Below are 26043 nucleotides of genomic sequence, written 5' to 3'. Positions count from 1 at the left end.
AGAGCGCGACCGTCAGCCGCCTCGACACCTGCCCAAAACTATAAATACACAGGGTTCTTGCATGCACACCACCGCTCAGCCGCGTCGCGCCGCGGCCGCTGCCTTCATTGGCACGACCATCGAATTCTACGATTTCTACATCTACGCTACGGCCGCCGCACTGGTGCTCGGGCAAGTGTTCTTTCCCAGCAGCGATCCAGTGACCAGCACGCTCGCCGCGTTCGGCAGCTTCGCCGTCGGCTTCATCGCCCGCCCGATGGCCGGCATGGTGTTCGGCCATCTGGGCGATCGCCTCGGCCGCAAGAAAATGCTGCTGGTGACCATGGCGCTGATGGGCCTGGCCACGGCTGGCATCGGTCTGCTGCCGAGTTATGCCAGCGTCGGCATCTGGGCACCCATCGGACTGATCGTGTTGCGCCTGATCCAGGGCATTTCCGTTGGCGGCGAGTGGGGCGGGGCAGTGTTGATGGCCAGCGAACACGCGCCGGCCAAACGCAAGACCTTCTATGCCTCGTTCGCCCAACTCGGCAGCCCGGCGGGTCTGTTGTTGGCGTTGATTGCATTCCGACTGGTGACGACGCTGTCGCCGGAAGATTTCCTCGCGTGGGGCTGGCGGCTACCGTTTCTAGCCAGCGGCGTGCTGATGATGGTCGGCCTGATGATCCGCTCCGGCGTGCATGAGTCGCCGGAATTCGCCAAGGCCAGGGACAACAACGAGACCGCCCAATATCCGGTCAAAGACGTGATCCGTCAGTGCTGGCGGCAGATCCTGTTTGCCGCTGCCGCCGTGACCATCGGTTCGGCCGGATTCTTTTTCACCAACACCTTCATGATCACCTACGTCACCCAATATCAGGGCATCCCGCGGGCGACCATTCTCGACTGCCTGTTTCTGGTGACGGTCATTCAATTGCTCTCGCAACCGCTGTCGGCGCTGCTCGCCGAGCGCGTCGGCGAAGGGCGGTTCCTGATGCTGGTGGCGTTGTTGTGCATGGTCACGCCGTACCCGATGTTTCTGCTGGTCGGTACCCAGAACATCCTGCTGATGACCCTCGGCATCGCCGTCGCGGTGGTGATTCTCTCGGCGCTGTATGCGGTGATCGCTGGCTACATGACCCAGGCTTTCCCGGTGCACCTTCGCTACTCGGGCATTTCCATCGCCTACCAGTTGAGCTGTGCGTTGGCCGGCGGCACTACGCCACTGATCGGCACGCTGCTGGCCAGCAAGTTCTCCGGGCAGTGGCTGCCATTGGCAGTGTTCTTCACTCTGTTATCGGCCCTGTCTCTGATCGGTGTTTGTGGCCTTGCGCGTCTGCGAGCCAACCCGGTCGTTCGTCACACAAGCAAAGAGGTGTATTCGTGAGTAAGCCCACCCACATTGACCCGATCGAATGGCAATCTCGTTGTGAACTCGCGGCGTTGTATCGATTGATCGCGCACTTTCGCATGACCGACCTGATCGACACCCACATCACCCTGCGTATTCCGGGGCCGGAGCATCACTTCCTGATCAACCGCTACGGGGTGATTTTCGACCGCATGCGCGCTTCCGATCTGGTGCGCATCGATCAGGACGGACGCATCGTCGACCCTGAATACGCCGGGCATCGGGTCAACGCTGCCGGCTTCGTGATCCACTCGGCGATCCACATGGCGCGGCCGGAACTGAACTGCGTGATTCATACCCACACCGCTGCCGGCATGGCCGTCGCCGCGCAGAAACAAGGCCTGTTGCCGATCAGTCAGCACGCGCTGAAGTTCTACGGAAAACTCGCGTATCACACCTACGAAGGCATCGCGCTTTCGCTGGATGAGCGCGAGCGGCTGATCGCCGACCTCGGCCCGCACCGGGCGATGATCCTGCGCAATCATGGCTTGCTGGTCGGCGGTTCGGGCGTGGCCCAGGCATTCCAGGAAATTCACTTTCTGGAGCGTGCCTGCCAGGCGCAAGTGCAAGCGTTGGCCGGCGGTTGTGAGCTGCATTTCCCGTCGCTGGAAGTCTGCGCCCACACCGCCGAGCAGTTCGACCGCGATGAACAGGACAACATCATCGACCTGGCCTGGGAGGCCGCTCTGACCCTGATCGAATCCCAGCGCGAGTCCTATCTGTCATGAACACCGTTGCACTGATGTCACGCGACACGCTGTTGCTCAAACAATTGCAGCAAGCCTTTGCCCGCCGCGCGCCGCAGCTCTCGGCAGTGCTGGCCGATGATCCCCGGGCGGCGAATGCGCAGATCGCAGCGTGCTGGTTTCCGTTGCCGGACAGCCTCGCCGCGTTGCCCAATCTGCAAGTGATTCACTCGGTGGCCGCCGGCATCGATCATTTGGAACACGATCCGTCGTGCCCGGATCTGCCGGTGTGTCGGGTGGTCGATCCCGGTCATCGCCAAGGCATGACCGAGTACGTACGCTGGGCAGTGATTCACTATCATCGCGGCTTCGATCAAGTGCTTGAGCAACAGCGCCAACAGCATTGGGAACGACCGCTGCAACGGCCAGCCCATGAGTTCCGGATCGGTGTGATGGGGCTCGGTTCACTCGGCAGCGCGATTGCCCAGGACCTGGCCAACGCCGGTTACGACGTGCGGGGGTGGGCGCGCAGCAAAAAGGATTTACCGGGCGTGCAGACCTTCACCGGCACCGACGCCTTCAATCCGTTCCTCGACGGCGTGGAATTGCTGATCAATCTGTTGCCGCTTACCCAGGAGACATGCGGCATCCTCAATCGCCAGACCTTCGAACGACTGGCCAACGGCGCGGCACTGGTCAACGTCGGGCGCGGCGGGCATCTGAACATCGAGGATCTGCAACAGGCGCTGGCCCGTGGAAAACTGCGCGGTGCATTGCTCGATGTCTTCGAACAGGAGCCGCTGCCCGCCGATCATCCGCTGTGGAAAACCCCGGGCGTGACCATCACCCCGCACATGGCTTCGGCGGCCTCCCACGACTGCATTGCCGAGCAGATCGCCGAGAATTTCCGCCGCCTGAATGCCGGCGAACCATTGCTCAACAGCGCGGATCGGCTGCTCGGTTACTGATCCGCCAGGCAGGCCTGCAAGCGTTCGATGAACAGCGTTTCAGCTCGGCTCATGCGCTGCTCGCGGTTCCACAGCAGGTGAATATCGACATCGGCAATCCCCTCGTGAGGTGGCAGGCGCCAGAGCAATCGGGCCTCGACGTCCGCCGCCACCACGTGCTCCGGCAAACAACCGATACCGAACCCGGCGATCACCAGTCTCCGCACTTCTTCCAGGCTCGGCGATGACGCAACGATGCGTCCGCTGAAGCCTTGCTGATCGCGAAAAATCGTCAACGGCGAGAGCATCCCGCCAATCTGGTCGCTGGTGAAACTGACGAAATTCTCTCGTTGCAAATCACATTCACCGATGTCCTGTCGACCGAACAACGCATGGTGCTTGCCACAGAAAAACGCATAGCGCTGACGCAGAAAAAGACGCTGTTCCAGACGCGGTTGCGGGCGGCGATTGAGGCTCAGACCGAGGGTCGCGGTTTTCTCCTGAAGTGCGCTGACGATGTCCGAACTGCGCATCACATCGACCTCCAGATCCACCCGTGGATACTGCCGATGGAAGTCTGCAAGGAAGTCATCAAAGCGATCGGAAAAGATCCGGCTGATGATCAGCAGCCGCACCTTGCCGATCACTTCATCGGCCGGTTGCTCCAGCAGGCTGCTGACCTGGGACATCTGCCCGTAGATCTCGCCGGCCAGCTCGAAAATCTGCTCGCCGACTTCGGTGAGGGCAAATCGCGGGCCGCGTCGAGCGATCAACTGGCGACCCAGTTGCTCCTCAAGACGCTTGAGCGCCTGGCTCACCGCCGGTTGGGTCAGGTGCAGACGCGCAGCGGCACGGCTGATGCTCAGCTCCTGGCCGATCACCCGGAAGGTGCGCAGCAGGTTCCAGTCGAGGCGGTCGTTGAGCAGGCGTTGCACATCGCGTTCGGCCATGGCAGCTCTCGATTATAAGGTGAAGTAATAGTCGGAATAATAAATAGAAAATTGACTAATCATAGCCCCGGGACGATAAATCACCCCACGACAGGCGCCACCAGAGCGCCTAGGACTGACCGTTTCCCTCCTGCCAAAAAAACAATCAAAGGAGCCCGACCCCATGAAGCCCCACGCTTCGAACCAGCCGCGCCGTGCGGCCGCCGCTGCCTTCATCGGCACCATGATCGAGTGGTACGACTTTTACATCTACGCTACCGCCGCTGCGCTGGTGTTCGGCGCGTTGTTCTTTCCTTCCGACGATCCGCTGTTCAGCACCATGGCCGCGTTCGGCACCTTCGCCGTGGGCTTCTTTGCCCGGCCGTTGGGCGGGATCATTTTCGGTCATATCGGCGACCGCATCGGCCGCAAGAAATCCCTGATCATCACGCTGCTGATGATGGGCGTGGTCACGGTGTGCATCGGCCTTTTGCCGACCTATGCGCAGATCGGTGCGACGGCTCCGGTACTACTGATTCTGCTGCGCATCGTCCAGGGCATCGCGGTCGGTGGCGAATGGGGCGGGGCGGTGTTGATGGCTGGCGAGCATGCGCCGAAGGGCCGGCGCAATTTCTTCGCCTCGTTCGCGCAACTGGGAAGCCCGGCGGGTTTGATTCTGTCGCTGCTGGCCTTCAGTGCCGTGACCCGTTTGCCGGAAGAAGACCTGATGAGCTGGGGCTGGCGTCTGCCGTTCCTCGCCAGTGCGCTGTTGCTGCTGGTGGGCCTGGCGATTCGTCTGGGCGTGAATGAATCGCCGGAATTCCTCGCCAGCCGTGAGCAGGCCAGCAAGCAAATCAAGAAAGAACAGGCGCCGGTGATGGAAGTCCTGCGCACCGCATGGCGCCCACTGCTGCTGTGCATCGGCGCCAACACGCTGGGCATCGCCGGGGTGTATTTCACCAACACCTTCATGATCGCCTACACCACTCAGCAACTGGCGCTGCCGCGTTCGCTGATTCTCGAATGCCTGTTCTTCGTTGCGCTCATCCAGTTCTGTATTCAGCCGCTGGCCGCGTGGACGGCGGAGAAGATCGGCGCGACGCGTTTCCTGTGCCTGGTGTCGCTGCTGGCGATGGCCTCGCCGTATCCGATGTTCGTACTGGTCAGCTCGGCCCAGGCGCCGCTGATCATCCTCGGCATCGCGTTGGCGGTGGTGTGCATGGCCTCGTTCTACGCGGTGATTGCCGGTTACGTCAGCGGCATGTTCGAGACTCGCGTGCGCTACACCGCGATCTCACTGGCCTATCAGATTTGCGGCGCGGTGGCCGGTGGGCTGACACCGCTGATCGGCACGATGCTGGCGCACAAGTTCACCGGACAGTGGTGGCCGATGGCGGTGTTCTACAGCCTGATCGCCGGCGTTTCGCTGGTCTGCGTGCTGTCCCTCGCTCGTCGTCACGCCAGCGCCCATCGCGCGGAAATGGCCCGTGCCTAACCCGGAATTTCAGGAGAACCTCATGTTGAAAATCAATGGCGAACGCCTGTGGGCGAGCTTGATGGCCATGGCCGAAATCGGCGCTACCGCTCGTGGCGGCAGCTGCCGCCTGGCGTTGAGCGACGAAGACAAGGCCGGTCGTGAACTGTTTGCCCACTGGTGCCGCGAAGCCGGTATGGCCCTGAGTGTGGACGCCATCGGTAACCTGTTCGCCCGCCGTGCCGGCACTGATCCGGACGCCGCGCCGGTGATGATGGGCAGCCACCTCGATACCCAGCCCGAGGGCGGGCGTTTCGATGGCGTCTACGGCGTGCTCGCCGGGCTGGAAGTGGTGCGTTGCCTCAACGACCTGAACATCCAGACCCGTAAACCGCTGGAAGTGGCAGTGTGGACTAACGAAGAAGGTGCGCGCTTCACGCCGGCCATGTTTGGCTCGGCGGTGTTCACCGGGATCATGGATCTGGACGCTGCGCTGGCCGTGCGTGATGCCGATGGCATCAGCGTTGCCGAGGCCTTGCAGCGTACCGGTTACGCCGGTAATCGCCCGTTGGGCGGCGCGGTGGATGCCTATTTTGAAGCGCACATCGAGCAGGGCCCGATCCTTGAAGACAACGCCAAGAGTATCGGCGTGGTCACGGGCGGTCAGGCGATCCGCTGGCTCGATGTGCGTGTGGAAGGCATGGCCGCCCATGCCGGCACCACGCCGATGCCGCTGCGCAAAGACGCGCTGTACGGCGTGGCACGGATGATTCAGGCAATCGAAGGTCTGGCCACGGATTTTGCGCCGGAAGGCCTGACCACGGTCGGCGAGTTGAGTATCAACAAGTCCTCGCGCAACACCATTCCGGGTCTGGTGAATTTCACGGTTGATCTGCGTCATCACCGCGACAACGCCATCGCCGCCATGGAACAACAAGTTCGTGCCCGGTTGCAGGCGATTGCCGATGGTCGTGGTCTGAACCTGACGATCACCCCGCACTGGATCAGCCCGGCCACGCCGTTCGACTCCGAGTGCGTGGCGGCGGTGCAAGAGGCGGTGGATGCGCTGGGCTACGCTCAGCAGTCGATTGTCAGCGGCGCCGGGCATGACGCGATTCATCTCGCTCGCTACTGCCCGACAGCGATGGTGTTCATCCCGTGCGTCGGCGGCCTGAGCCACAACGAAGCCGAAGACGTGCTGCCCGAGGATGTGAAACAGGGCACCGATGTATTGCTCAACGCCGTGCTGGCCCGCGCCGGTCGAATCGAACAGGGAGTCTGAAGCATGCGCAGTTTTTTCCACCCCGAACAATTGCTCCACCATCCACGCAGCTATTACTCGCGCGGGCAGATGCGCACGCCGCAGGAAGTCCCGGAACGCGCCCAGCGTCTGGTGCAAGCCGCCCATGGTCTGGGCTTCAGTGTCGAGCAGCCCGTCGATGCAGGCCTCGCACCGTTGCTGGCGGTGCACGGCGCGCCGTATCTGACGTTCCTTCAGGAGGCACACGCGCGCTGGAAGGAAATCCCCGAAGACTGGGGCAATGAGGTGATGTCGAACATCTTCGTCCGTGAGCCCAACGCCCTGCGCGGCATCCTCGCCCAGGCTGCGCGTTACCTCGCAGACGGCAGTTGCCCGGTCGGCGAGCAGACCTGGCGTTCGGCGTACTGGTCGGCGCAAAGCGCAGTGGCCGGAGCTCAGGCGTTGATCGATGGCGAACCGGCGGCCTACGCCTTGTGCCGTCCACCGGGGCACCATGCCCGGGCCGAAGCGGCGGGCGGTTTCTGCTATGTGAACAACGCGGCGGTGGCGGCGCAGGTGCTGCGCGACAAGTTTGAAAAAGTCGCGGTGCTCGACACCGATATGCACCACGGTCAGGGCATCCAGGAGATTTTTTACGACCGCGATGACGTGCTCTACGTCTCGGTGCACGGTGATCCGACCAACTTCTATCCGGGCGTCGCCGGGTTCGCCGACGAACGTGGCAGCGGTGCGGGGGAGGGCTTCAACCTCAACCTGCCGATGGCCCATGGATCAAGCGAAGCGGATTTCCTCGGGCAACTGAACGTCGCATTGAACGCGGTGCGCGAGTTCGGCGCCGAGGTGCTGGTGCTGTCGCTGGGTTTCGATATCTATGAGCTGGACCCGCAAAGCAAAGTCGCCGTGACCCGTGAAGGTTTTGCAGCATTGGGTGAGCGAATCCGCAGCCTGGGCCTGCCTTGCCTGATCGTGCAGGAAGGCGGCTATCACCTGGAAAGTCTCGAAGACAACGCCCGGGCGTTTTTCGTGAATGCCAAGGTGTGGCAGTTCTGAAATTGATGTGATCCGACAGGCCGCCATCGCTGGCAAGCCAGCTCCCACAGAACTGTGCCTGACTGCGAAATTTGCGGCCACGCCAAACCCTGTGGGAGCTGGCTTGCCAGTGATGAACGATAACGCAATCCACCTGCCGGAACACAAGCGCCCTACGGTGCTTGCCATCGCCCTGACGTTAACGTAAACATTGGCGTCAGGGCGCTGAAGTAAAGAAGCGCAAAGCGGACCGCTCCGGAGCGCTTGATGACTCTTATAAAAACAACCGATCCCCAGTCTCACCACGAAGCCCGGCTGGCCCGGGAAAAACTCCATCTCGAAGGGCAGGTCCCGGATGGCGTGTTGCGTGCGGAGATCGATGCTTCGTGGCGGCGCAGTCTGAGCCACGGCGTGCATTTCAATGGCAAGCATGAGCTGGCGCTGGAATCGAGCGCGAGTCTTGACGTGTTGCTGGCGAGCAATCGCCTGCTGATCGATGCGGCGATTCCGGCCATCGATTACCTGGCCGAGCGTCAGGGCAAGGAAGGCCTGATCATCCTCGCCAATTCCGACGCCACCATCCTTGCGGTGGAGGGACGTGCCGACCGGCTCAAGGGCAGCGGTTTGCAGGACATTACCCTCGGCGCCTGCTGGAGCGAAGCGGCACGCGGCACCAACGCCCTCGGCACGGCACTGGTGGAAGCACGGCCCACCCTGATCGATTGCGGCGAACATTACCTCGACCGCCTCACCGATTTTTCCTGCACCTCAGTGCCGATCCATTGCCCTCAGGGCGAGATTCTCGGCGTCCTCGACCTGACCCGCGAAGGCCCCCTCGGCCGCGTTCATGACAGCACCGCGCTGCTGAGCATGGCGGTCAGTCAGATCGAGAGCCGAGTGTTCAACAACAGTTTTCCCGATCAGATCGTCCTCGCCTTCCACAGTCGCCGGCAGTATCTGGAATCGCCGTGGCAAGGCTTGCTCGCGGTCAGTCTCGGCGGGCAGATTCTGGCAGTCAGCGCCCAGGCCTGTCAGCTGCTGCGGGCCGAGCGTTCGGCATTGGTTGGCAAGCGCTGCGAAGAGTTTCTCGGCGTCGATGGCGTGCAATTGCTGACCCGTCTGCAACAGGGCGGCGTCGGCAGTGTGCAGACCGCCACGGGCGAATTTTTCTACAAAACCCTGCGAGCCCCGGCGCGCTCGGTCAACCTCGGCGGGCCGCCGCGCAGCGTGGCGAAAACCGCCAAGGCGCAACCGGATCTGGAAGCACTGGCCGGCAACAATGCCCGTTATGCCCGAGCCTTGCGCATGGCTCGGCAAGGCTTGGCCAATGAACTGCCGGTATTGCTGCTCGGCGAAACCGGTACTGGTAAAGAAGTGATCGCCCGCGCCCTGCACCTGGTCGGCAGCCGTAGCGACAAACCCTTCGTGGCTGTGAACTGCGCGGCGATTCCCGAAGGCTTGATCGAGTCGGAACTGTTCGGCTACCGCGAAGGCGCGTTCACCGGATCGCGCCGTGGCGGGATGATCGGGCGCCTGCAACAGGCCCACGGCGGCACCTTGTTCCTCGATGAAATCGGTGACATGCCGCTGGCTTTGCAGGCGCGTTTGCTGCGAGTTTTGCAGGATCGCAAGGTCGCGCCGTTGGGCGCCGGCGAAGAGCAGGACATCGACGTCGCGCTGATCTGCGCCACCCATCGCGACCTCAAGCGTCAGGTCGAAGAAAAACAGTTTCGCGAGGACTTGTTCTACCGGGTCAACGGCATCAGCGTGATGCTTCCGGCCTTGCGTGAGCGCGATGACTTCAGTGCGCTGGTCGCTCGTCTGCTGAGCAAACTCGACGCGCCGAACGCCGTGCTGCACGACGACCTCAATCGCCTGCTCGCGGGTTATCACTGGCCGGGCAACATCCGCCAGTTGGAAATGGTCTTGCGCACCGCACTGGCGATGCGCGAGCCGGGGGAAACCGTACTGACCCTCGACCACTTGCCCGACAGCATGCTCGACGAGTTGTCCGCCACCGAGAAACCCCAGACCGGCAGCATTCGCGAAAACGAACTGGAAATGATCCGCCAGTCCCTCGATACCCATCAGGGCAATGTCTCGGCTGCGGCCGACGCCCTCGGCATCAGCCGCGCGACCCTGTACCGCAAACTCAAACAGTTGCGCTCGTGATGCAGCGCCTGTTCGTACGGCTGATCGACAGCCAGAACCCCGCCGCGCTGCAAGCGGCATTGCGCTGGCTGTACGGTTTCGTGCGGCCGCAGCGGCTGGCAATTGCCGGCCTGCTCGGTCTGTCGGTGTGCGCGTCGCTGCTGGTGTTGGTTCAGCCGTGGCTGGTCAAGCTGCTGATCGACGATGGCTTGCTGGCGCGCAACTTCCCGATGCTGGTAATGATCGCGGTGCTGATGATTATCGCCGGCCTGCTCGGCACCGCGTTATCGGGGATCAACCGCTATCTGCACACGCGCCTGTCCGGGCGGATTCTGTTTGCCCTGCGCGATGACCTTTACCGGCATTTGCAGAAGCTGTCGCCGAGCTTCTACGGCCAGCGGCGGATCGGCGATTTGATGTCGCGGCTTGACGGCGATGTGGCGGAGATTCAGCGCTTCGCCGTGGACTCGTTGTTCTCGGCGGTATCGAGTGTGATCGGCCTGGTGGTCGCGATTGCGATGCTGTTCACGCTGTCGTGGAAACTGTCATTGCTGGCGCTGGTGCTGATTCCGCTCGACGTGCTGTGGCTGCGCTGGATGCGGCGCAAGGTCGAGCGCGACGTGCGGCAATTGCGCGAGCGTTCGGCGGACATGTCGTCGTTCATGGTCGAGACCTTGCCGGTGATGAAATTCATCCAGTCCGCCGGCCAGCAGCAGCGTGAAGCGCGGCGTCTGGAAAACCTCGGGCAGGGCTACATGAACCAGTTGCTGCGCCTGCAAGTCACCGAGTTTTTCACTCAGGCCGTGCCCGGCACATTGACGTCGCTATCCCGCGCCTGTGCGTTTTTGATCGGCGGTTATTGGGTGGTGCAGGGCACCTGGCAACTCGGTGCGCTGATCGCGTTTTCCACCTATCTGGGGATGGCGGTCGGGCCGGTGCAGAGCCTGTTGGGTCTGTACGTGGCGATCCAGCGCATGACTGTCAGCCTGGGGCGAGTCATGGAGTTGCGCGGCGAAGAGCCCACGGTGTTTTCACCGGTTACACCGAAACCGTTTCCCACTTCCGGCGAGCTGCGTTTTGATGCCGTTCACTTTAGCCATCCGGGCCGCTCAAGCACGTTGAACGGTATCGAGGCGACGATTCCCTACGGTTTGAAAGTTGCCTTGAGCGGCGGCTCCGGCGTCGGTAAATCCACACTGATCGATCTGCTGCAACGGCATCACGATCCGCAATCCGGGCGTGTGTTGCTCGGTGAAGTGGATCTGCGTGAACTCGAATTGTTCGAACTGCGCCGACGCATCGCCGTGGTCAGCCAGGACATCGTGCTGTTTCGCGGCAGTCTCGCCGACAACCTGGCTTACGCGGTGCCGGACGCCAGCCGCGAAGCCATCGCTGAAGTCGCGCGGCTGGCGCAACTTGACAGCCTGATCGCGTCGTTGCCCGAAGGCCTCGACAGCCCATTGGGCGAGCGCGGTCAGCAATTGTCCGGCGGGCAGAAACAGCGCATCGCGATTGCTCGGGCGCTGTTGCAAGACCCGCTGATTCTGGTGCTCGACGAAGCCACGTCGGCCGTCGACGAAGCGACCGAGCGTGAAGTGATCGAGGCCATCGACCGTTTGTTTGCCGGACGCACACGGATCCTCATCAGCCATCGTCCGTCGACCTTGGCCGATGCCGACCTGCGCTTTGAATTGCTCGACGGTGTGCTCATTTCAAAAACGGTGCTGCATGAAGCCTGAGTTGCGGATCGGTGTGGTCGACAGCGGGCACTCGGCGGCGCAACGGGTGCAGGTGATTGTCGGGCGACGTTTCTCGTTACTGGAGGATGGCTTGTCGGAATCGTCGCTGCGCGACGATCCCCTTGGTCATGGCAGCGCGGTGATCGAGGCGATCAGTCGCCGGGCTCCTGCCGCGCAGATGTGTGTGGCACAGGTGTTCGATCAGCGCGGCGTCACCAGTGCCTTGCAGATTTCTGCGGCCATCGATTGGCTGGTGGCGCAGGACGTGCGTCTGATCAATCTGAGCCTTGGTTTACGCCAAGACCGCAGCCTGTTGCGCGAGGCCTGCGCGGCGGCGGTGGACCGTGGGGTTCTGTTGTGTGCATCGAGCCCGGCGCAAGGGGCAGCGGTGTTTCCGGCGAGTTATCCGCAGGTGCTGCGGGTGACTGGCGATGCGCGTTGCACCGATGAACAGTGGTCGTGGCTCGACAGTGCACAGGCGGATTTTGCCGCGTGTGTGCATGGAACCTATCCGGGGCAGTCCGGGGCCAGCCTGGGCTGTGCAGCATTGAGCGGTCACATCGCCGGCTATCTGCTGGAGCATCCGCAGGCGAGCAATGCCGATGTTATTGATTGGCTGAAACAGCACGCTCGTTATCGCGGCCCTGAACGGCGTCTCGGCCCATGACCGCGATTCTGATTCTCGGTGCCGGGCCGGCCGGTGCTGCGGTGGCGTTGGGGCTGCGACGACTGGGTTATGACGTGACCCTGGTCAGCGAATGGCGGCGGTTTGCGGCGCTCGAAGGCGTGTCGCAGCGAGTGCTGGAGGCGTTGCGCGGTGCTGGATTGAGTCACGGTTTGGCGAATGCCATGTTGCCGTCCCAGCGACAAGTTTCGTGGAATGGCCAGCAGCAAGCGCAGAACATCGAGTTTCTGCTGGATCGCCCGACCTTTGATCGGGGCTTGCGGGAAGACTTGCGGGTGGCCGGGGTCGAGGTGATTGAAGGGCGAATCCTGAATGTTCAGTCCTCGGCCGACGGGCATCGGGTCGAACTCGATGGCGGGCAGAGGCTGACGGCGGATTTCCTGGTGGAGGCCCGGGGGCGACAGGCACCGGCGTCCGGCAGAGGACTGCGCGGGCCGGAGACGGTCAGCCTGCTCAATCGTTGGCAGGGTGCGCCGGGTGTGACTGCCAGCGCCGTGGAAAGCCTTGAAGACGGCTGGGCGTGGATGGCCCGGCGGGACGACGGTCAATGTTATTGGCAATGGACAGTGGATGTGGCGAGCGCTCAATTGCCGGGCAAGGCGCAGTTGCTCGACCACTGCCGTGTGCGGCGTCAGGCCTCGGATTTTGCTCAAGCGTTCTTTGCTGGCGGCGTGGAGTTGGCGTTGCAACTGCACGCTCGCAGCAGTACCGCGATTCTTGCGCCACAGGTCTGCGGTGATAACTGGATTCGCGTCGGCGATGCGGCGATGGCAGTGGACCCGCTGTCCGGCAACGGGATTTTTCAGTCGTTGTCCTCGGCATTGCAGGCGCCGGTGGTGATCAACACGCTGTTGCGCAAACCTGAGCGGGCTGTGCTGGCGCAGCGTTTTCACCGGCAGCGCGTGGAGCAGTTATTCCTGCGTTTTGCGCGGATCGGCCGAGACTTTTATGCCGATGAACAGCGCTGGCTTGATCAGCCGTTCTGGCAGGCTCGGCGGCATTGGCCGGACGCTGAAGTGGCTCATGCGCAAGCGGACTTTGCCGCGTTGCGGATCGAACGAATGCCGGTGCTGCGTGAGGGGTTTGTCGATGAGGCCGAGGTGGTGATCACGGCGGATCAGCCGCTGGGGATCTGGCATGTGCAAGGCGTGGAGCTGGCGCCTTTGGTGCGGCGGTTACGCGATGAGCAGGCGTATCGGGTGTTGGCGGGGTTGAGTGAGGAGCAGGGGCGTGTGATCCGAGGATGGTTGTTGAGTCAGGGATACCGGCCCTCACCCTAACCCTCTCCCAGCGGGAGAGGGAACTGACCGGGGGATATTAAAGAGTTACGCCGACGTGAACGTGCAGCATTGAATCCATAATCGACCCATTCTTTCAGGTCGATGTAGCGTTCAGCACACTTCGGTCTGCTCCCTCTCCCCCCGGGAGATGGCTGGGGTGAGGGTGGGCTTTTGATCTTGATCTTGATCTTGATCTCCTACAACTTGATCAAAACCGACTTCAACTCAGTGTAATGCTCAATCGCCGCATACCCCATCTCCCGCCCGACCCCTGACATCTTGTAGCCACCAAACGGCAACGCCGGATCCAACGCGCTGTGGCAGTTGACCCACACCGAACCGGACTTGATTCGCGGAATCATCCGATGCACTGCTGCCAGATCGTTCGACCAGATGCTCGCGCCCAAACCGTAAGGGCTGTCATTGGCCATGCGCAACGCATCAGCCTCATCATCGAACGGAATCGCCACCAGCACCGGCCCGAAGATCTCTTCCTGGACCAGCGAATGCCGCTGATCGACATCGACAATTACCGTCGGTTTGACGAAGAACCCCGGTCCGAACTGCTCGCCGCCGCAGGCGATGGTCGCACCGCTTTCCCGGCCCATTTCGATGTAGTTGTAGACCCGCTCCTGCTGGCGCGCGGAAATCAGTGGGCCCATATCGATGCTCGGGTCGAGACCGTTGCCGAGTTTCATCGCATTGGCAATATCGCTGATGTCGGCCACCACATTGTCAAAATGCTTGCGCTGCACATACAGCCTGGAGCCTGCGCAGCAGACTTGGCCCTGGTTGAAGAAAATCGCACTGGCCGCACCCGCTGCGGCGGTTTTCAGGTCGGCGTCGGCCATGACGATGGTCGGTGATTTGCCGCCCAGTTCGAGAGTGACCCGGGTCATCGAATCCATGGCGATCTTGCCGATCTGCTTGCCGACGGCGGTGGAGCCGGTGAAGGTCAGCTTGTCGACCAGCGGGTTGTGAGTCAGGGCGGAACCCGCCGTGATCCCGGTGCCGGTGACCACGTTGAACACGCCTTCCGGATAACCCGCCTCCAGCACCAGTTCTGCCAGTTTCAGCGCCGTCAGTGGGGTTTCGTCGGCGGGTTTGAGCACCACAGTGCAACCGGTGGCCAGCGCCGGGCCGAGTTTCCAGCAGGCCAGCAGCAAAGGGAAGTTCCAGGCAACGATGGCGCCGACCACGCCCACCGCCTCGCGACGAATGAAGCTGTGGAACTGATCGCCGGGCATCAGTGGCAGTGACACCTCGACGCTGGAGCCTTCGATCTTGGTCGCCCAGCCAGCCATATAGCGCAGGAAGTCGATGGCCAGTTGCACGTCCATCACTTGCGCCACAGCAGCGCTCTTGCCGTTGTTCAGGCATTCGAGTTGCGCCAACTGTTCGGCGTCGCGCTGCATCAGGTCGGCGAGTTTCCACAACAGGTTCTGCCGTTCGCGCGGGCGGGTGCGGCTCCAGGCCGAATCATCGAAGGCCTGACGGGCCGCGAGCACCGCGCGGTCTACATCTTCCGGGGTGGCTCGAGGCACCACGCACAGCACCTCACCGGTGGCCGGGTTGTGCAGCGGCATGGTCTGGCCGTCGGCGGCTTCGACCCAGTCGCCGCCGATCAGCATGCGCGGTGGGCGCTGGATGAAGGCCGAAGTTGCAGGGAGCAGATAAGGCAGGGGCATGGCGAAACCTCTTGTTGTTCGATGGGATCGAGAGGGGCTTTCGCAATGGTTGTGCCAAATGCTCGAAGGTGGCGCACAGCCCCGTTGCACGGGCTGAGAGAGGAAGAATTTGAGTGGCAATGAGGGTGAATCTGTCTCAAAACGCGACAGTCATTGAGATGCAGGATACGCGTCCTACGAAGCCAATGCCGCTGCGACGGGGCCTGGGCGAAATCGGGCCGTTTCAGGGGTAGGAAAAGTCGCGCGTCTGACAGCTTTCACCGACTGGTGGAGGCATGAAGTACGAGCTAAGTTGCTTTGTGTATAGGGTTTTCCTGCCATGGATTTGGCGGGTCAGTGTCTTCACAGGGATGTCGATGAACAATTTAACCATTCGATGGCTAACCAATTTTACGATGGGCGTGGGGACCGGATTTCTGGTGACGGGGATTGCGGCGCTGTTGATCGGCGACCTGACCGATGTCGATACGATTCGGGCAGGTGCCTGGATGGCTTCAACCAGTTTTTTCGTAATCGTTACCTCATTCGGTGTTGCCATGATGGAGGGAAAATGATGGCGGCTTTAATTGTGGGTCTGTGGTGTATGGGCGTCAGTTTGCTGCTCACGTATGCGTATCACCGGGATCGTCGAATTCAAGCGGCCCAGCGTGATTCCGCGGCATTGGCAGCGAAGGCCGGCGCACACTGTGAATGCCCGATGGTTTGCAAAAATTGCGGGCGTTACAAGGTTCACCCGGACAATTCCGTTCGTTAGGCGCGGGCCATGCCGCCGACCGAATCCGATCATCCGATCTGGGGGCCGGATGATCGGGCGCTCATCGATCAGGGATGGGGATTGGCGTACACCTTGTGCCCGCCTTTCCAGGTTTCGCAGACGACGATTTTACGGATTTCGCTGGCCGGATATTGTTCGTCGAGGGGGTTATTCTTGAGAATCACGAAGTCGGCGAAATGCCCGTCTTGCAACGAACCGGTAAAGGCATCCGCATGGCATTGCCACGCAGCGTCATAGGTGATGGCTTTCAGCGCTTGTTGACGGCTTAGGCATTGGCCTTCGTTAAGCACTGGTTGTTGGGCAGCGTCGTCGACAAACATACCGTTCTTGTCGCGTATGCCTTCCATCTTGCGGGTTACCGCCTGTTCCATCGAGCGCAACGGCCCTAACGGGGTGACCGTGCAATCGCTGTGCAGCGATATTCGTAACCCTCTGCCCAAAGCGTCCTGGCAGAGGTCGAGCATATCTGTGGCTTTTTCCTTGAATATGGCCTGTTCGAACACGTAACCCCAGTAGCCGACGTGACCGATCAGGAAGCTGGGAGAGATGCCCAGGTCTTTCATTTGATCAAGGGTGTCGTTGTTGAGCATTGAGCAGTGTTCGATGCGATGGCGCTTTTCCAGTCCGCTCTGGCCCTTCAATGCGGTTTTGTAGGCCTGTAGCGTGAACTCGATGGCCCGGTCGCCGTTGGCGTGGATCATCAGCGGCCAGCCGGTGGCCACTGCCTTGTCCAGTGTGGTCTGGTAAGTTTCGGGCAGCGTCTTCGGACTCTTATGATCCTCGCCCGGATCACAGAAGTTGAAGTTACCGTAGGGATGGTCGGTTTTGCAGCAGTACGGATCGGCCTGATAGCCCGTCAGCCCCTGGTTTGAACCGTCGGAAATCAGTTTCACCGAGCCTTGATAGAACAGCCTGGCCGCTTCCTTGGTCACCGGTTTGTAGGGCTCGATCTTACTGAAGTCCACACCATTGCAAGCTGCTGCGTAACCCACACGAACATTGCGCGGATGAGTGATGCCGTAGGCTTCCAGAATCACCTTGGATACGGGGTCGACCATAGCGTCATACATCAGGGTGATGCCTCTTTTGGAGGCCGTCTCGAAGTAGTCCTTCATGTACTTGAAAATATTGACCACATCCAGAGCCTGCACCAGCGGGATCGACAACAGGGCAGGCGTGATCCCGGCCTCTTCCTGCAGATTGCCCTTGGTCAGCCTGAGGAATTCATCGAAACTCTTGTACTGATCCCGCAGCTTCTGGCTGGCGGTGTTGTCGTGGTGATACACGATGTCGCACGCGGCCGTGTTCAGATAAACGGTGTGCATGGAGGCGCTGATCATCAGCAGTGGAGAATCGCTGACAATGCTGTCGAGATTGCCGGTGTTGTCGGCCTGCGGATCGAGCTTGCTGTCGCAATAGAAGCTGGTGAGCCTGTTCTCGCCTCCCTGCACCACAATGAAAGGCATCAGCGCAGGATCGACCATACGCCCAAGGATCCAGTGCTTCTTATCCTTTGGCCGTTTGGCTTGGAGGGTTCCCTTGAGCGTGTCCCAGTTATAAAGGGGCGTCAGCTTTTGAGTGTGCTCGTCGATGGGCCCCAGGTTCACCCATCCATCCATGACGCAGGACTGCACGATGTGCATGTGTGGTTCGATCAGACCCGGCAGCAGGGTTTTACCGCCCAGCGAACGCGTTGTGTATTTGATGCCCTTGGCCTTCATGCGCTCCTGCACATGGGCGAGGGTGCCCGAGGCGACCACGTCGCCGCCATGGATCCCCAGCGCTTCGACCTGCTCATCCATATTGCCGTTTTTCAGGGGGTAGATGCTGCCGCCGGTGAAGATCAACGATTCGCTGCCGGGTTCCGGTAGCAGCCCGGCGACCTTGCCTGCGAAGGCTTTAAGGTCGACGGTGTGTCTGAGCGTATTCCATACCGGGTTTTCGCAGCCGCAATGAGTGCAGCCTTGACCCTGTCCATGTGATCCCATGATTCCATTCCTCAGGTTTTCGGTGGTTTGAGGCGTGACGCACGGAGTGTGCGAACAGCAAGCGTAGCAGGCACTTTGATATTGGACGGTCAGTCGTCGGCCACCCGGCTTTTGGCGCTGCAACTGTGCTTGTCTCAGACTGCAACAGTTGTCGCGAAATTGGACGCCGGGAAGCCGCGCCAAGATTGACGCGACGCCGTGATGAACGCGTAACTGCTTGATTGAAAAGCTTATCGGCAAGCTGGCACGCTCCGTGTATTGCTCACGGCAGACGTTTCGCTTGCCTCCGTTCGTGCATCGCCGCGAACGGCAGAAACCATAAAAACGATAAGCCACAACAATAAGAAAGCACCGTGCGAGGTTCGACGTTGATGAAGAGAAAACTCCGATCAGGCATGAGCGCCAGCCTGCTGGCCGTGGCCGCTTGCGTGGCCCTGCATTCGCCCCACAGCCTGGCAGCCCGCGACGCCCAGACCATCCTCAAGGAAACCTGCCAGGGCTGTCACACCCCTGAAGCCGGCGACCAGTTGAGCCGCATCAGCCACCAGCGCAAGACCCCGGAAGGCTGGCTGATGAGCATTGCCCGCATGCAGACCATGCACGGTTTGCAGATCAGCGATGACGACCGTCGCACGCTGGTCAAATACCTCGCCGACACCCAAGGGCTGGCGCCGAGCGAAACCGATGGCGTGCGCTACGCGTTGGAGCGACGACTGAACACCGTCGAGCAGTTCGACGAGAAAACCGCGCAGATGTGCGGCCGCTGCCACTCCGGTGCGCGGATCGCCCTGCAACGGCGTCCAGCCCAGGAATGGGAACGCCTGGTGAATTTCCACCTCGGCCAGTGGCCGTCGCTGGAGTATCAGGCGCTGGCCCGCGATCGCGACTGGTTCGATATCGCCCGCAAGGAAATGGTCCCGCTGCTGGCCAAACGTTATCCGCTGGACAATCCGGCATGGCAGGCGTGGGTCAAAACCGCGCCGAAAGCCGAGGCGCTGGTCGGCGACTGGAGCTTCAGCGGTCACCTACCGGGCAAGGGTGAACTGGCCGGCACCATGAGCGTCACGGCCGATGGCAGCGACACCTTCAAGGTCGCCGTCAAAGGTCAGTACGCCGATGGCAGTCCGTTCAACGGCGACGGCAGCGCAATTCTCTACAGCGGCTACGAATGGCGCGGCAATGTGACCGTCGATGGCGTGACCATGCGTCAGGTGTTCGCTGCGCAAGGCAACGCCATGCAGGGCCGGATGTTCGAGGCCGAGCACGATGAGCGCGGCCTGGACTTCGTCGCGGCCAAACAGGGTTCCCAGCGGTTGCTGGCGGTGCAGCCGGGTTACGTGAAGGCCGGCAGCGAAACCGAAGTGACGCTGGTCGGCAGCGGTCTGAACGGCAAGCCGAACTTCGGCAAAGGCGTAGACGTGGTCGAAGTGGTCGAGCAGAACGCTGACCGGATCAAGGTCAAGGTCAAAGCCGCAGCCAATGCCCAACCGGGACTGCGCGCCGTCAGCGTCGGCAGTCTGAAAGGCCCGAGCCTGTCGGTGTACAACACGATCACTTCGGTCAAAGTGGTGCCGGAATTCTCGGTGGCACGGATCGGCGAGGGCGGCGGTTCGACGCCGAAAGTCCAGGGGCGCTTCGATGCTGAAGCTTGGGGCAAGGGTGCCGACGGCAAGCTGTATCGCATAGGCGTGTTTCCGGCGCAATGGAAAGTCGAAGCCTTCGACGAGCGCGCCAAAGAGGATGAAGACGTCAAGTTCGCCGGCACCATGCAGGCCGACGCCGGCGTGTTCACCCCTGGCGACGCCGGGCCGAATCCGGCACGCAAGATGTCCACCAACAATGCCGGCAACCTCAAGGTGATCGCCGCCGTCGACGACGCAGGGAAATCCCTGACCGGCGAAGGCCACATGATCGTCACCGTGCAACGCTGGAACAATCCACCCATTCCCTGATGTTGAAACGTGAGTTGTGCTGAGCCACAGCGATTCAGACACTTTTCGGAATGACCGCAAGTCCCGCCAAACGGGGTTTGCACAGGAGGTTTGCAATGGGCGCTATCTTGAATCTGGTCGAACGTAATCTGCACGAAGTGCACGTCGACGCCGACCGCATGTTGTTCCACATCCCCAGCAGTTCGCTGTTCGCCAGCGATGAGCTGACCGGCACCATCATCGATGCATTGCGCGGCCCTGGCTGTTCCTCGGAAGACCTGATCCGGCGCCTCGGCGCGCGGTTCAACGGCGAGGAAATCAACGAGACCCTGCGCGAGCTGATCTCGCTGGAACTGGTCAGCGACGGCTCGCCGCTGACGCCGGACATCGCGGTCAAACGCGTCGAGCGCACTGCGATCAACACTGTGGTGCTCAACGTCAATACCGGCTGCAACCTGAGCTGCACCTACTGCTACAAGGAAGACCTCGACAAGCCGTCCGCCGGCAAGAAGATGGACGTCGAAACCGCCATCGCGTCAGTGGAAATGCTGCTGCGTGAATCCCCCGACGAAGAACGCTTCACCGTGGTGTTTTTCGGCGGCGAGCCTTTGAGCAATCGCAAGCTGATCGAGTACATGGTCGATTACTGCGAGAAGCGTTTTGCCGAGGCCGGCAAGTTCGTCGAATTCGTCATGACCACCAACGCCACGTTGCTTACCGAAGAAACCGTGGACTACCTGAATGCCCACCGCTTCGGTTTGTCAGTGAGCATCGACGGACCGAAAACCGTGCACGACCGCAACCGCATCACCGTGGGCGGGCAGGGCACCTATGACGTGGTGCGGCGCAAGGCCGAAATGTTGCTGTCACGCTACAACAGCCGCCCGGTCGGTGCGCGAGTGACCCTGACCACCGGCGTCACTGACGTCGAAACCATCTGGGATCACCTGTTCAACGAATTGGGTTTTGCCGAAGTCGGATTCGCCCCGGTGACCTCCGGCGACATCAGCAGTTTTAACCTCACCAGCGCTGAATTGATCGAAGTGTTCGCCAGTATGAAACGCCTCGGTCGGCGTTATCTGGAAGCCGCGCTGGAGCACCGCAACATCGGTTTCTCCAACCTGCATCAGTTGATCACCGACATCCACGAAGGCCACAAAAAGGCCCTGCCGTGCGGTGCCGGGTTGAAGATGCTGGCGGTGGATCACAAGGGCGAACTGAACCTGTGCCATCGCTTTACCGGTTCATCGCTGCCGACCTTCGGCAACGTCCACAGCGGCGTGAAACAGGTCGAGTTGAACGACTTTCTGTCCCAGCGCCTGGATCGCACCAACACCGGTTGCCACGACTGTCAGATCCGCAATCTGTGCTCCGGCGGCTGCTACCACGAAAGCTACGCCCGCTACGGCGACCCGGCCCACCCGACGTATCACTACTGCGAACTGATGCGTGACTGGGTCGACTTCGGCATTGAGGTCTACACCCGGATCATGGCGACCAACCCTGCGTTCATCAGCAGCTACATCACTCCGCGCAAGGCTCACTGATATGAAACATCTCAAGGCAATCAATAACAAAGCGTTGAAGCTGGATCAGGCCGCGGATGAGAACCGCATCGAAGAAGTGGTGGCGATGAGCTCCGTCGCCGGGTGTGCCTCGACCACCGACCCTGGCTGGGAAATCGATGCGTTCGGCGGGGTGTCGTCGTTGTGCCAGCCGATGGAAGCGGATCTGTATGGCTGCTCCGACCCGTGCTGGTGGCCGGCCCAGGTGCCGGACATGATGAGCACCTACCCGGACTGGAACAAGGATGCCCAGGCGTCCAACGACAACTGGCGCAACCTCGGCACTGTCTTCCCGAAAGACAAGTGATCGCCCGGATAAAAAGAAGGATTCCAGCATGCCTAGCCTCAACAAAGCCTGCGGTCTTGCCGCACTCGCGGTCCTGAGCGCCTGTTCGCTCTCGGTTCTGGCCGATGAAAACACGGTGCTGCAAGACGGTCACGAGTACATGTTGACCACCAACTACCCGAACAACCTGCACGTCATCGACCTGGCGACCGACACCTTGTACAAGACCTGCAAGATGCCCGATGCCTTTGGCCCCGGCACTGTTCAACTGTCGCCGGATCGCAAGACCGCCTATGTGCTGAACAACCATTACGCCGACGTTTACGGTGTTGAGCTGGACAGCTGCAAGCAGGTGTTCCACGCCAGCATCACCCAGCAGCCCGGGGAGAAAGCGCGGTCGATGTTTGCCTTCACTGTCAGCCACGACGGCAAGGAGCTTTACACCATCGCCAACCCGACGCTGATGCTCAACGACCACTACGAGGTCAAGCAGCCGCGTCTGGACGTCTACGCCACCGACGCCGGAATGAACGCCAAACCGGTGCGCAGCTTCCCGGCGCCACGGCAGCTGACGATCATGCAGAGCGGCGATGATGGCACGCTGTATGTGGCTGGCGCTGATGTGTACAAGGTCGACGTGAAAAGCGGCAAGTTCGACGTGCTGATCCCCAGCCGCCACTGGAAACGCCCGAATTACAGCGCGCCGGACGTGCTTTACGTGTGGAACCAGCAGACTTATCGCCACGATTTCTCGCTGCTGTACACCGCCGCCAAATTCAAGGACAAGAAGCAGGATCCGGCCACTGCCGAGTACCTGTACGGACTGTTCAGCATCGACCTGAAGACCGGCAAGACCGAAACCACTGATTTTGGCCCGCTGACCGAAATCTACTTCAGCGGCATGCGCTCGCCGAAGGATCCGAACCTGATGTTCGGCGTGCTCAATCGTCTGGCCAAGTACGACATCAAGCAGAAGAAGTTGATTCAGGCGGCGACCCTGGACCATTCCTATTACTGCATTTCGTTCAACAAGGACGGGAGTAAGATCTACCTGGCCGGGACGTTCAACGACGTGGCGATCTTTGATGCCGAGACCATGAAGCAGACCGGCAGCATCAAGTTGCCGGGCGGGGATATGGCGATTACCACGGCGCAGATATTTGTTCGGTAACTAGCGGCGTCAGGGATGACGCCTTCGCGAGCAAGCTCGCTCCCACAGGGGATTGGTGAACGGCACAAAACCAATGTGGGAGCTGGCTTGCCAGCGATGAGGTCTACCAAAGCCCTAAAAAATCAGGCCCCCGGCACAGGGCAACTCATGTCACCTTCTTCGCACTTCAAGTACTGCTTGAGCGTCTTGACCCGCGACTGGGTCACACCCGTCATGCAGTTGCTGTAAATCAACGGATAAACACTCCCGCCCGCTACCCCGGATGTTGAAAACTCGCACTCGGCATCGCGAAACCCGATCCACGCTCGTTGCGCGTTGACCAGCAGCTTCCTGGCATCGGCGTTGTCCTTCAGACGCGCGGTGATCTGCTGATAAACCGCATTCAACTCCTTGTCGGCCGCCTTGTATTCCTGCCCGGCGCACTGATTCATCGTCGCCTGATCGCTGGCATTGGCGCAGTCCACGGCAGCGTGGGCAATTGAGGTGAAAAGCAATGGTGTCAGGGCCAGAAGCAGGCGTGGGGACATGGGGTTTCTCGCTGTGTTGAATTAAGATGCCGAGCAGTTTAGCGGCTTCGTGGCGCTAACAAGGTTCGCGATGCCTTGATGCGTTCAGCAACCGTTCCGCTGTCGCTGCAATTTCTTCTCCGTCATGCAGCCTTTCCAGCCACCCGGAAGGGATTCCCTGCACGCCGTAATGGGCGCCGGCCAACTGGCCGACGATGGCGGCCGTAGTGTCCGCGTCATCCCCCAGATTCGCTGCTTGCAGAACGGCCGCGGCAAAACTGTCGGTGTGCTGGAAGCACCATAACGCTGCTTCCAGGGATTCGACGCAGTAGCCACTGCCGCGAATGTCGCGCTCGGTCTTGTGCAGGTATTCGCCCCGGGCAATCACCGCCACCTTGGGCTGGCTGAAGACTGTTTGCGGCAGGCTGCGCAATTCCGCTTTCGATGCGCCTTCCAGTGCTTTGCCGAGCAGTTCGGCAAACAACTGGCAGCATTCGATGGCCTCGGGCGCCGCGTGTGTGGTGCGTGAACTTTCGGCGGCGAATCGCCTGATTTGCCGGGCATCGGGAAAATAAAACAGTACAACGGGGACCAAACGCATCAGCGAGCCATTGCCGGCGCTGAACGGATCAGTGGAGCCGGCAAACGGCTCTCCGGTGTGTTGATAGCAATCCAGCGCATGACTCACGGTCATGCCGATATCGAAACATTCGCCGGTAGAACTCAGATAACCCCATTGCCACCAGTTCAGATAGCGGCCCATCTGGTCGGCGGCATCGAACGCGTTTTTGTTCAGCAGGCTTTCTGCCAGACACAGGGCCATCGAGGTGTCGTCGGTCCATTGGCCGGGTTTCAGCTGGAAAGGCCCGCCACCGACCATGTCGGTCAGGGGCTGGAAGCTGCCCCGAGGCTGGAATTCGACGGTGGTCCCCACCGCGTCGCCGCAGGCCAGACCAAGCAGGGCGCCACGGTAACGTTCGAGGAGGGAGGGCTGCATGATGACGTCCTTGTGTCGTTCAATTCGCTGCGAACGTTATCAGTTTGGCAGCGCTGATCCGTCCGCATTCTGACGAACCGGCGCCCCAAAATACTGCCGGATATTTCAATCAGACCCGACAGTTGCACTGGATTGATACAACTTCGCATTGGACATGTGGTCATACAAGCCTACTGTTCAAAACAGGAGGTGACGTATGAAACCAGTACCCAACAGCTTTGAACGTAAAATCATGCTCAGGTCGCCGCGCTCCCATGTCTGGCGCGCGCTGGTCGATGCCGAGGCGTTTGGCCAGTGGTTTGGCGTGGCTCTGGAAGGGCGGCGGTTTATCGCTGGCGAGTGGACGCAGGGACAGGTCACGTACCCCGGTTATGAACATGTGCTCTGGAACGTGCTGGTGGAGCGGGTCGAGCCCCAGCAACTGTTTTCCTTCCGCTGGCATCCCTATGCCGTGAACCCGAAAATCGATTACTCCCAGGAACCGACCACGCTGGTCAAATTCGAGCTGCAGGACTACGAGAACGGCACGCTGCTGAAGGTCTCCGAGTCAGGTTTCGCACACATTCCCGACGTCCGCCAGAAAGAGGCGTACTACATGGACAGCCGGGGCTGGGAAGAGCAATTGAGTCGACTCGAACACTTTCTCGCCGAAACCGACAGGGCACGCGAGCGTGAAGGTGGCTGACAGCGAGTGGTTTGATCCGTGGTTGAAGCGTTGGGCGCTGGTGCCCGACGGTGTTCCGATCATCACGCCGGGCAGCAAGCTGTTGCCGGTGCGTCAGGGCGACGTACCGGCGATGCTGAAAGTCGCGGTGGACGATGAGGAAAAGTACGGCAACCTGCTGATGACCTGGTGGGACGGCGACGGCGCCGCCCGAGTGCTCGCGCATCATGAGGACGGTCTGTTGCTGGAGCGGGCCATGGGCCTGCGTTCGTTGATGCGCATGGCGCTCAACGGCGAGGATGACGAGGCCACCCGGATCATGTGCCGGGCGTTGGCGCGGTTGCATGGGCCGCGTCTCACTGAGCCGCCACCACTGGTGGAGCTGGCGCCGTGGTTTTCTTCACTGCGGGTGGCCGCTGCCCGATACGGCGGCCAATATTCTGTTTGCCTGCAAATGGCCGAAACCTTGCTCGCCGCGCCTCGGGACGTCGTCGTGCTGCACGGCGACATGCACCACGACAACGTTCTCGATTTCGGCCCGCGCGGCTGGCTGGCCATTGACCCGAAACGGGTGCGGGGCGAGCGCGGCTACGACTACGCCAACCTGATCTGCAACCCGGAATTGCCGACGGCCGCCGATCCTGAACGTTTTCGACGGCAAGTCGATGTGATCTGCGAAGCTGCGGGAATTGAGCGAAAACGCCTCTTGCAGTGGGTACTGGCATTCGCCGGACTGTCTGCCGCGTGGTTCATGGAGGATGACGAACAAAAAGCCGCCGCCGGACAGCTGCAAGTCGCGCATCTGGCGGCTTTTGCGCTCGGTGCCTGACACGACTAAGGGTTTTCGGAAGGGGCACTATGGCGAATGTCTTACACGCGATGGTAGCTTTGTCGACTATTGCCG

General features: G+C 61.0%; 22 protein-coding genes. 17 read left to right on the top strand and 5 right to left on the bottom strand.

Annotated features, from left to right (window positions below):
• Positions 1–61 precede the first annotated feature (61 nt).
• From JJN09_RS11000 to JJN09_RS10990, 3 genes are read left to right on the top strand one after another with little or no spacing between them, the layout of a single operon-like run.
• Positions 62–1363, top strand: coding sequence for an MFS transporter (locus JJN09_RS11000; RefSeq protein WP_249490141.1), 1302 nt, complete (start codon positions 62–64; stop codon positions 1361–1363).
• A complete protein-coding gene (locus JJN09_RS10995; protein ID WP_249490140.1) occupies positions 1360–2115 on the top strand; it encodes a class II aldolase/adducin family protein in 756 nt (251 codons plus the stop codon). Before JJN09_RS11000 ends, JJN09_RS10995 begins: the two co-directional genes overlap by 4 nt.
• Complete coding sequence (locus JJN09_RS10990) at positions 2112–3041, top strand: glyoxylate/hydroxypyruvate reductase A (RefSeq protein ID WP_249490139.1); 930 nt, start codon at positions 2112–2114, stop codon at positions 3039–3041. Before JJN09_RS10995 ends, JJN09_RS10990 begins: the two co-directional genes overlap by 4 nt.
• On the opposite strand, the gene JJN09_RS10985 is transcribed toward JJN09_RS10990, so the two are convergent.
• The gene (locus tag JJN09_RS10985; protein ID WP_249490138.1) at positions 3035–3970 is read right to left on the bottom strand and encodes a LysR family transcriptional regulator; all 936 of its coding nucleotides are present in this window, start codon (positions 3968–3970) and stop codon (positions 3035–3037) included. The two genes, JJN09_RS10990 and JJN09_RS10985, sit on opposite strands and share 7 nt — an antisense overlap.
• Before the next feature lie 163 nt (positions 3971–4133).
• Between JJN09_RS10985 and JJN09_RS10980 the strand changes: the two genes are divergently transcribed.
• The 7 genes from JJN09_RS10980 (at position 4134) to JJN09_RS10950 (ending at position 13568) form a co-directional block, all read left to right on the top strand.
• Positions 4134–5444, top strand: coding sequence for an MFS transporter (locus JJN09_RS10980; protein WP_249490137.1), 1311 nt, complete (start codon positions 4134–4136; stop codon positions 5442–5444).
• A 22-nt stretch (positions 5445–5466) separates the two neighbouring features.
• Positions 5467–6705, top strand: a complete 1239-nt coding sequence (locus JJN09_RS10975) for a Zn-dependent hydrolase (RefSeq protein WP_249490136.1) — start codon at positions 5467–5469, stop codon at positions 6703–6705.
• A 3-nt stretch (positions 6706–6708) separates the two neighbouring features.
• Complete coding sequence (locus tag JJN09_RS10970; protein WP_249490135.1) at positions 6709–7734, top strand: histone deacetylase family protein; 1026 nt, start codon at positions 6709–6711, stop codon at positions 7732–7734.
• A 246-nt stretch (positions 7735–7980) separates the two neighbouring features.
• The gene (locus JJN09_RS10965) at positions 7981–9885 is read left to right on the top strand and encodes a sigma-54-dependent Fis family transcriptional regulator (protein ID WP_249490134.1); all 1905 of its coding nucleotides are present in this window, start codon (positions 7981–7983) and stop codon (positions 9883–9885) included.
• A complete protein-coding gene (locus tag JJN09_RS10960) occupies positions 9885–11603 on the top strand; it encodes an ABC transporter ATP-binding protein (RefSeq protein WP_249490133.1) in 1719 nt (572 codons plus the stop codon). The genes JJN09_RS10965 and JJN09_RS10960 overlap by 1 nt, the downstream gene beginning before the upstream one ends.
• On the top strand, positions 11593–12270 hold the full coding sequence (locus tag JJN09_RS10955; RefSeq protein ID WP_249490132.1) for a S8 family serine peptidase: 678 nt from the start codon (positions 11593–11595) through the stop codon (positions 12268–12270). Before JJN09_RS10960 ends, JJN09_RS10955 begins: the two co-directional genes overlap by 11 nt.
• On the top strand, positions 12267–13568 hold the full coding sequence (locus JJN09_RS10950; RefSeq protein ID WP_249490131.1) for a tryptophan 7-halogenase: 1302 nt from the start codon (positions 12267–12269) through the stop codon (positions 13566–13568). Before JJN09_RS10955 ends, JJN09_RS10950 begins: the two co-directional genes overlap by 4 nt.
• A 197-nt stretch (positions 13569–13765) precedes the next feature.
• Here JJN09_RS10950 and JJN09_RS10945 read toward each other — a convergent pair whose 3' ends face one another.
• Positions 13766–15256 (bottom strand): aldehyde dehydrogenase, encoded by a 1491-nt coding sequence (locus JJN09_RS10945; protein ID WP_249490130.1) that lies wholly within the window; start codon positions 15254–15256, stop codon positions 13766–13768.
• Between the two features lie 356 nt (positions 15257–15612).
• Between JJN09_RS10945 and JJN09_RS10940 the strand changes: the two genes are divergently transcribed.
• Positions 15613–15810 (top strand): hypothetical protein, encoded by a 198-nt coding sequence (locus tag JJN09_RS10940; protein WP_007953098.1) that lies wholly within the window; start codon positions 15613–15615, stop codon positions 15808–15810.
• A gap of 268 nt (positions 15811–16078) precedes the next feature.
• Here the strand turns inward: JJN09_RS10940 and JJN09_RS10935 are convergent, their stop codons facing one another.
• On the bottom strand, positions 16079–18259 hold the full coding sequence (locus JJN09_RS10935; RefSeq protein WP_249490129.1) for an amidohydrolase: 2181 nt from the start codon (positions 18257–18259) through the stop codon (positions 16079–16081).
• Positions 18260–18390: 131 nt separating this feature from the next.
• On the opposite strand from JJN09_RS10935, the gene peaA reads away from it, so the two are divergent.
• The 4 genes from peaA (at position 18391) to peaD (ending at position 22972) form a co-directional block, all read left to right on the top strand.
• Complete coding sequence (gene peaA, locus JJN09_RS10930) at positions 18391–19971, top strand: quinohemoprotein amine dehydrogenase subunit alpha (protein WP_249490128.1); 1581 nt, start codon at positions 18391–18393, stop codon at positions 19969–19971.
• Between the two features lie 95 nt (positions 19972–20066).
• Positions 20067–21497, top strand: coding sequence for a quinohemoprotein amine dehydrogenase maturation protein (peaB, locus tag JJN09_RS10925; RefSeq protein ID WP_249490127.1), 1431 nt, complete (start codon positions 20067–20069; stop codon positions 21495–21497).
• 1 nt (position 21498) lies between these two features.
• A complete protein-coding gene (qhpC, locus tag JJN09_RS10920; protein WP_008016081.1) occupies positions 21499–21822 on the top strand; it encodes a quinohemoprotein amine dehydrogenase subunit gamma in 324 nt (107 codons plus the stop codon).
• Between the two features lie 28 nt (positions 21823–21850).
• The gene (peaD, locus tag JJN09_RS10915; protein ID WP_249490126.1) at positions 21851–22972 is read left to right on the top strand and encodes a quinohemoprotein amine dehydrogenase subunit beta; all 1122 of its coding nucleotides are present in this window, start codon (positions 21851–21853) and stop codon (positions 22970–22972) included.
• A 122-nt stretch (positions 22973–23094) separates the two neighbouring features.
• Here peaD and JJN09_RS10910 read toward each other — a convergent pair whose 3' ends face one another.
• Both JJN09_RS10910 and JJN09_RS10905 read right to left on the bottom strand, forming a co-directional pair.
• Complete coding sequence (locus JJN09_RS10910; RefSeq protein ID WP_249490125.1) at positions 23095–23499, bottom strand: lysozyme inhibitor LprI family protein; 405 nt, start codon at positions 23497–23499, stop codon at positions 23095–23097.
• Between the two features lie 55 nt (positions 23500–23554).
• Positions 23555–24475, bottom strand: coding sequence for an ADP-ribosylglycohydrolase family protein (locus JJN09_RS10905; RefSeq protein ID WP_249490124.1), 921 nt, complete (start codon positions 24473–24475; stop codon positions 23555–23557).
• A 196-nt stretch (positions 24476–24671) separates the two neighbouring features.
• On the opposite strand from JJN09_RS10905, the gene JJN09_RS10900 reads away from it, so the two are divergent.
• Positions 24672–25160 (top strand): SRPBCC family protein, encoded by a 489-nt coding sequence (locus JJN09_RS10900; RefSeq protein WP_085713126.1) that lies wholly within the window; start codon positions 24672–24674, stop codon positions 25158–25160.
• A complete protein-coding gene (locus JJN09_RS10895; RefSeq protein ID WP_249490123.1) occupies positions 25153–25968 on the top strand; it encodes an aminoglycoside phosphotransferase family protein in 816 nt (271 codons plus the stop codon). The genes JJN09_RS10900 and JJN09_RS10895 overlap by 8 nt, the downstream gene beginning before the upstream one ends.
• The last annotated feature ends 75 nt before the right edge of the window (positions 25969–26043 follow it).

Source organism: Pseudomonas sp. HS6 (assembly GCF_023375815.1).
Classification (GTDB): Bacteria; Pseudomonadota; Gammaproteobacteria; order Pseudomonadales; family Pseudomonadaceae; genus Aquipseudomonas.
The sequence above is the reverse complement of the archived record's forward strand: the minus strand, read 5'-3'. Positions and strand labels throughout refer to the sequence as shown.

What these genes read in the sequence shown, in the direction of transcription:
- peaB (WP_249490127.1), top strand. Translation starts at nt 20,067, where the DNA reads ATGGGCGCTATCTTGAATCTGGTCGAACGTAATCTGCACGAAGTGCAC.
- JJN09_RS10940 (WP_007953098.1), top strand. Translation starts at nt 15,613, where the DNA reads ATGAACAATTTAACCATTCGATGGCTAACCAATTTTACGATGGGCGTG.
- JJN09_RS10900 (WP_085713126.1), top strand. Translation starts at nt 24,672, where the DNA reads ATGAAACCAGTACCCAACAGCTTTGAACGTAAAATCATGCTCAGGTCG.
- qhpC (WP_008016081.1), top strand. Translation starts at nt 21,499, where the DNA reads ATGAAACATCTCAAGGCAATCAATAACAAAGCGTTGAAGCTGGATCAG.
- JJN09_RS10980 (WP_249490137.1), top strand. Translation starts at nt 4,134, where the DNA reads ATGAAGCCCCACGCTTCGAACCAGCCGCGCCGTGCGGCCGCCGCTGCC.
- peaD (WP_249490126.1), top strand. Translation starts at nt 21,851, where the DNA reads ATGCCTAGCCTCAACAAAGCCTGCGGTCTTGCCGCACTCGCGGTCCTG.
- JJN09_RS10960 (WP_249490133.1), top strand. Translation starts at nt 9,885, where the DNA reads ATGCAGCGCCTGTTCGTACGGCTGATCGACAGCCAGAACCCCGCCGCG.
- peaA (WP_249490128.1), top strand. Translation starts at nt 18,391, where the DNA reads ATGAAGAGAAAACTCCGATCAGGCATGAGCGCCAGCCTGCTGGCCGTG.
- JJN09_RS10945 (WP_249490130.1), bottom strand. Translation starts at nt 15,256, where the DNA reads ATGCCCCTGCCTTATCTGCTCCCTGCAACTTCGGCCTTCATCCAGCGC.
- JJN09_RS10905 (WP_249490124.1), bottom strand. Translation starts at nt 24,475, where the DNA reads ATGCAGCCCTCCCTCCTCGAACGTTACCGTGGCGCCCTGCTTGGTCTG.
- JJN09_RS10990 (WP_249490139.1), top strand. Translation starts at nt 2,112, where the DNA reads ATGAACACCGTTGCACTGATGTCACGCGACACGCTGTTGCTCAAACAA.
- JJN09_RS10975 (WP_249490136.1), top strand. Translation starts at nt 5,467, where the DNA reads ATGTTGAAAATCAATGGCGAACGCCTGTGGGCGAGCTTGATGGCCATG.
- JJN09_RS10970 (WP_249490135.1), top strand. Translation starts at nt 6,709, where the DNA reads ATGCGCAGTTTTTTCCACCCCGAACAATTGCTCCACCATCCACGCAGC.
- JJN09_RS10955 (WP_249490132.1), top strand. Translation starts at nt 11,593, where the DNA reads ATGAAGCCTGAGTTGCGGATCGGTGTGGTCGACAGCGGGCACTCGGCG.
- JJN09_RS10985 (WP_249490138.1), bottom strand. Translation starts at nt 3,970, where the DNA reads ATGGCCGAACGCGATGTGCAACGCCTGCTCAACGACCGCCTCGACTGG.
- JJN09_RS10965 (WP_249490134.1), top strand. Translation starts at nt 7,981, where the DNA reads ATGACTCTTATAAAAACAACCGATCCCCAGTCTCACCACGAAGCCCGG.
- JJN09_RS10910 (WP_249490125.1), bottom strand. Translation starts at nt 23,499, where the DNA reads ATGTCCCCACGCCTGCTTCTGGCCCTGACACCATTGCTTTTCACCTCA.
- JJN09_RS11000 (WP_249490141.1), top strand. Translation starts at nt 62, where the DNA reads ATGCACACCACCGCTCAGCCGCGTCGCGCCGCGGCCGCTGCCTTCATT.
- JJN09_RS10950 (WP_249490131.1), top strand. Translation starts at nt 12,267, where the DNA reads ATGACCGCGATTCTGATTCTCGGTGCCGGGCCGGCCGGTGCTGCGGTG.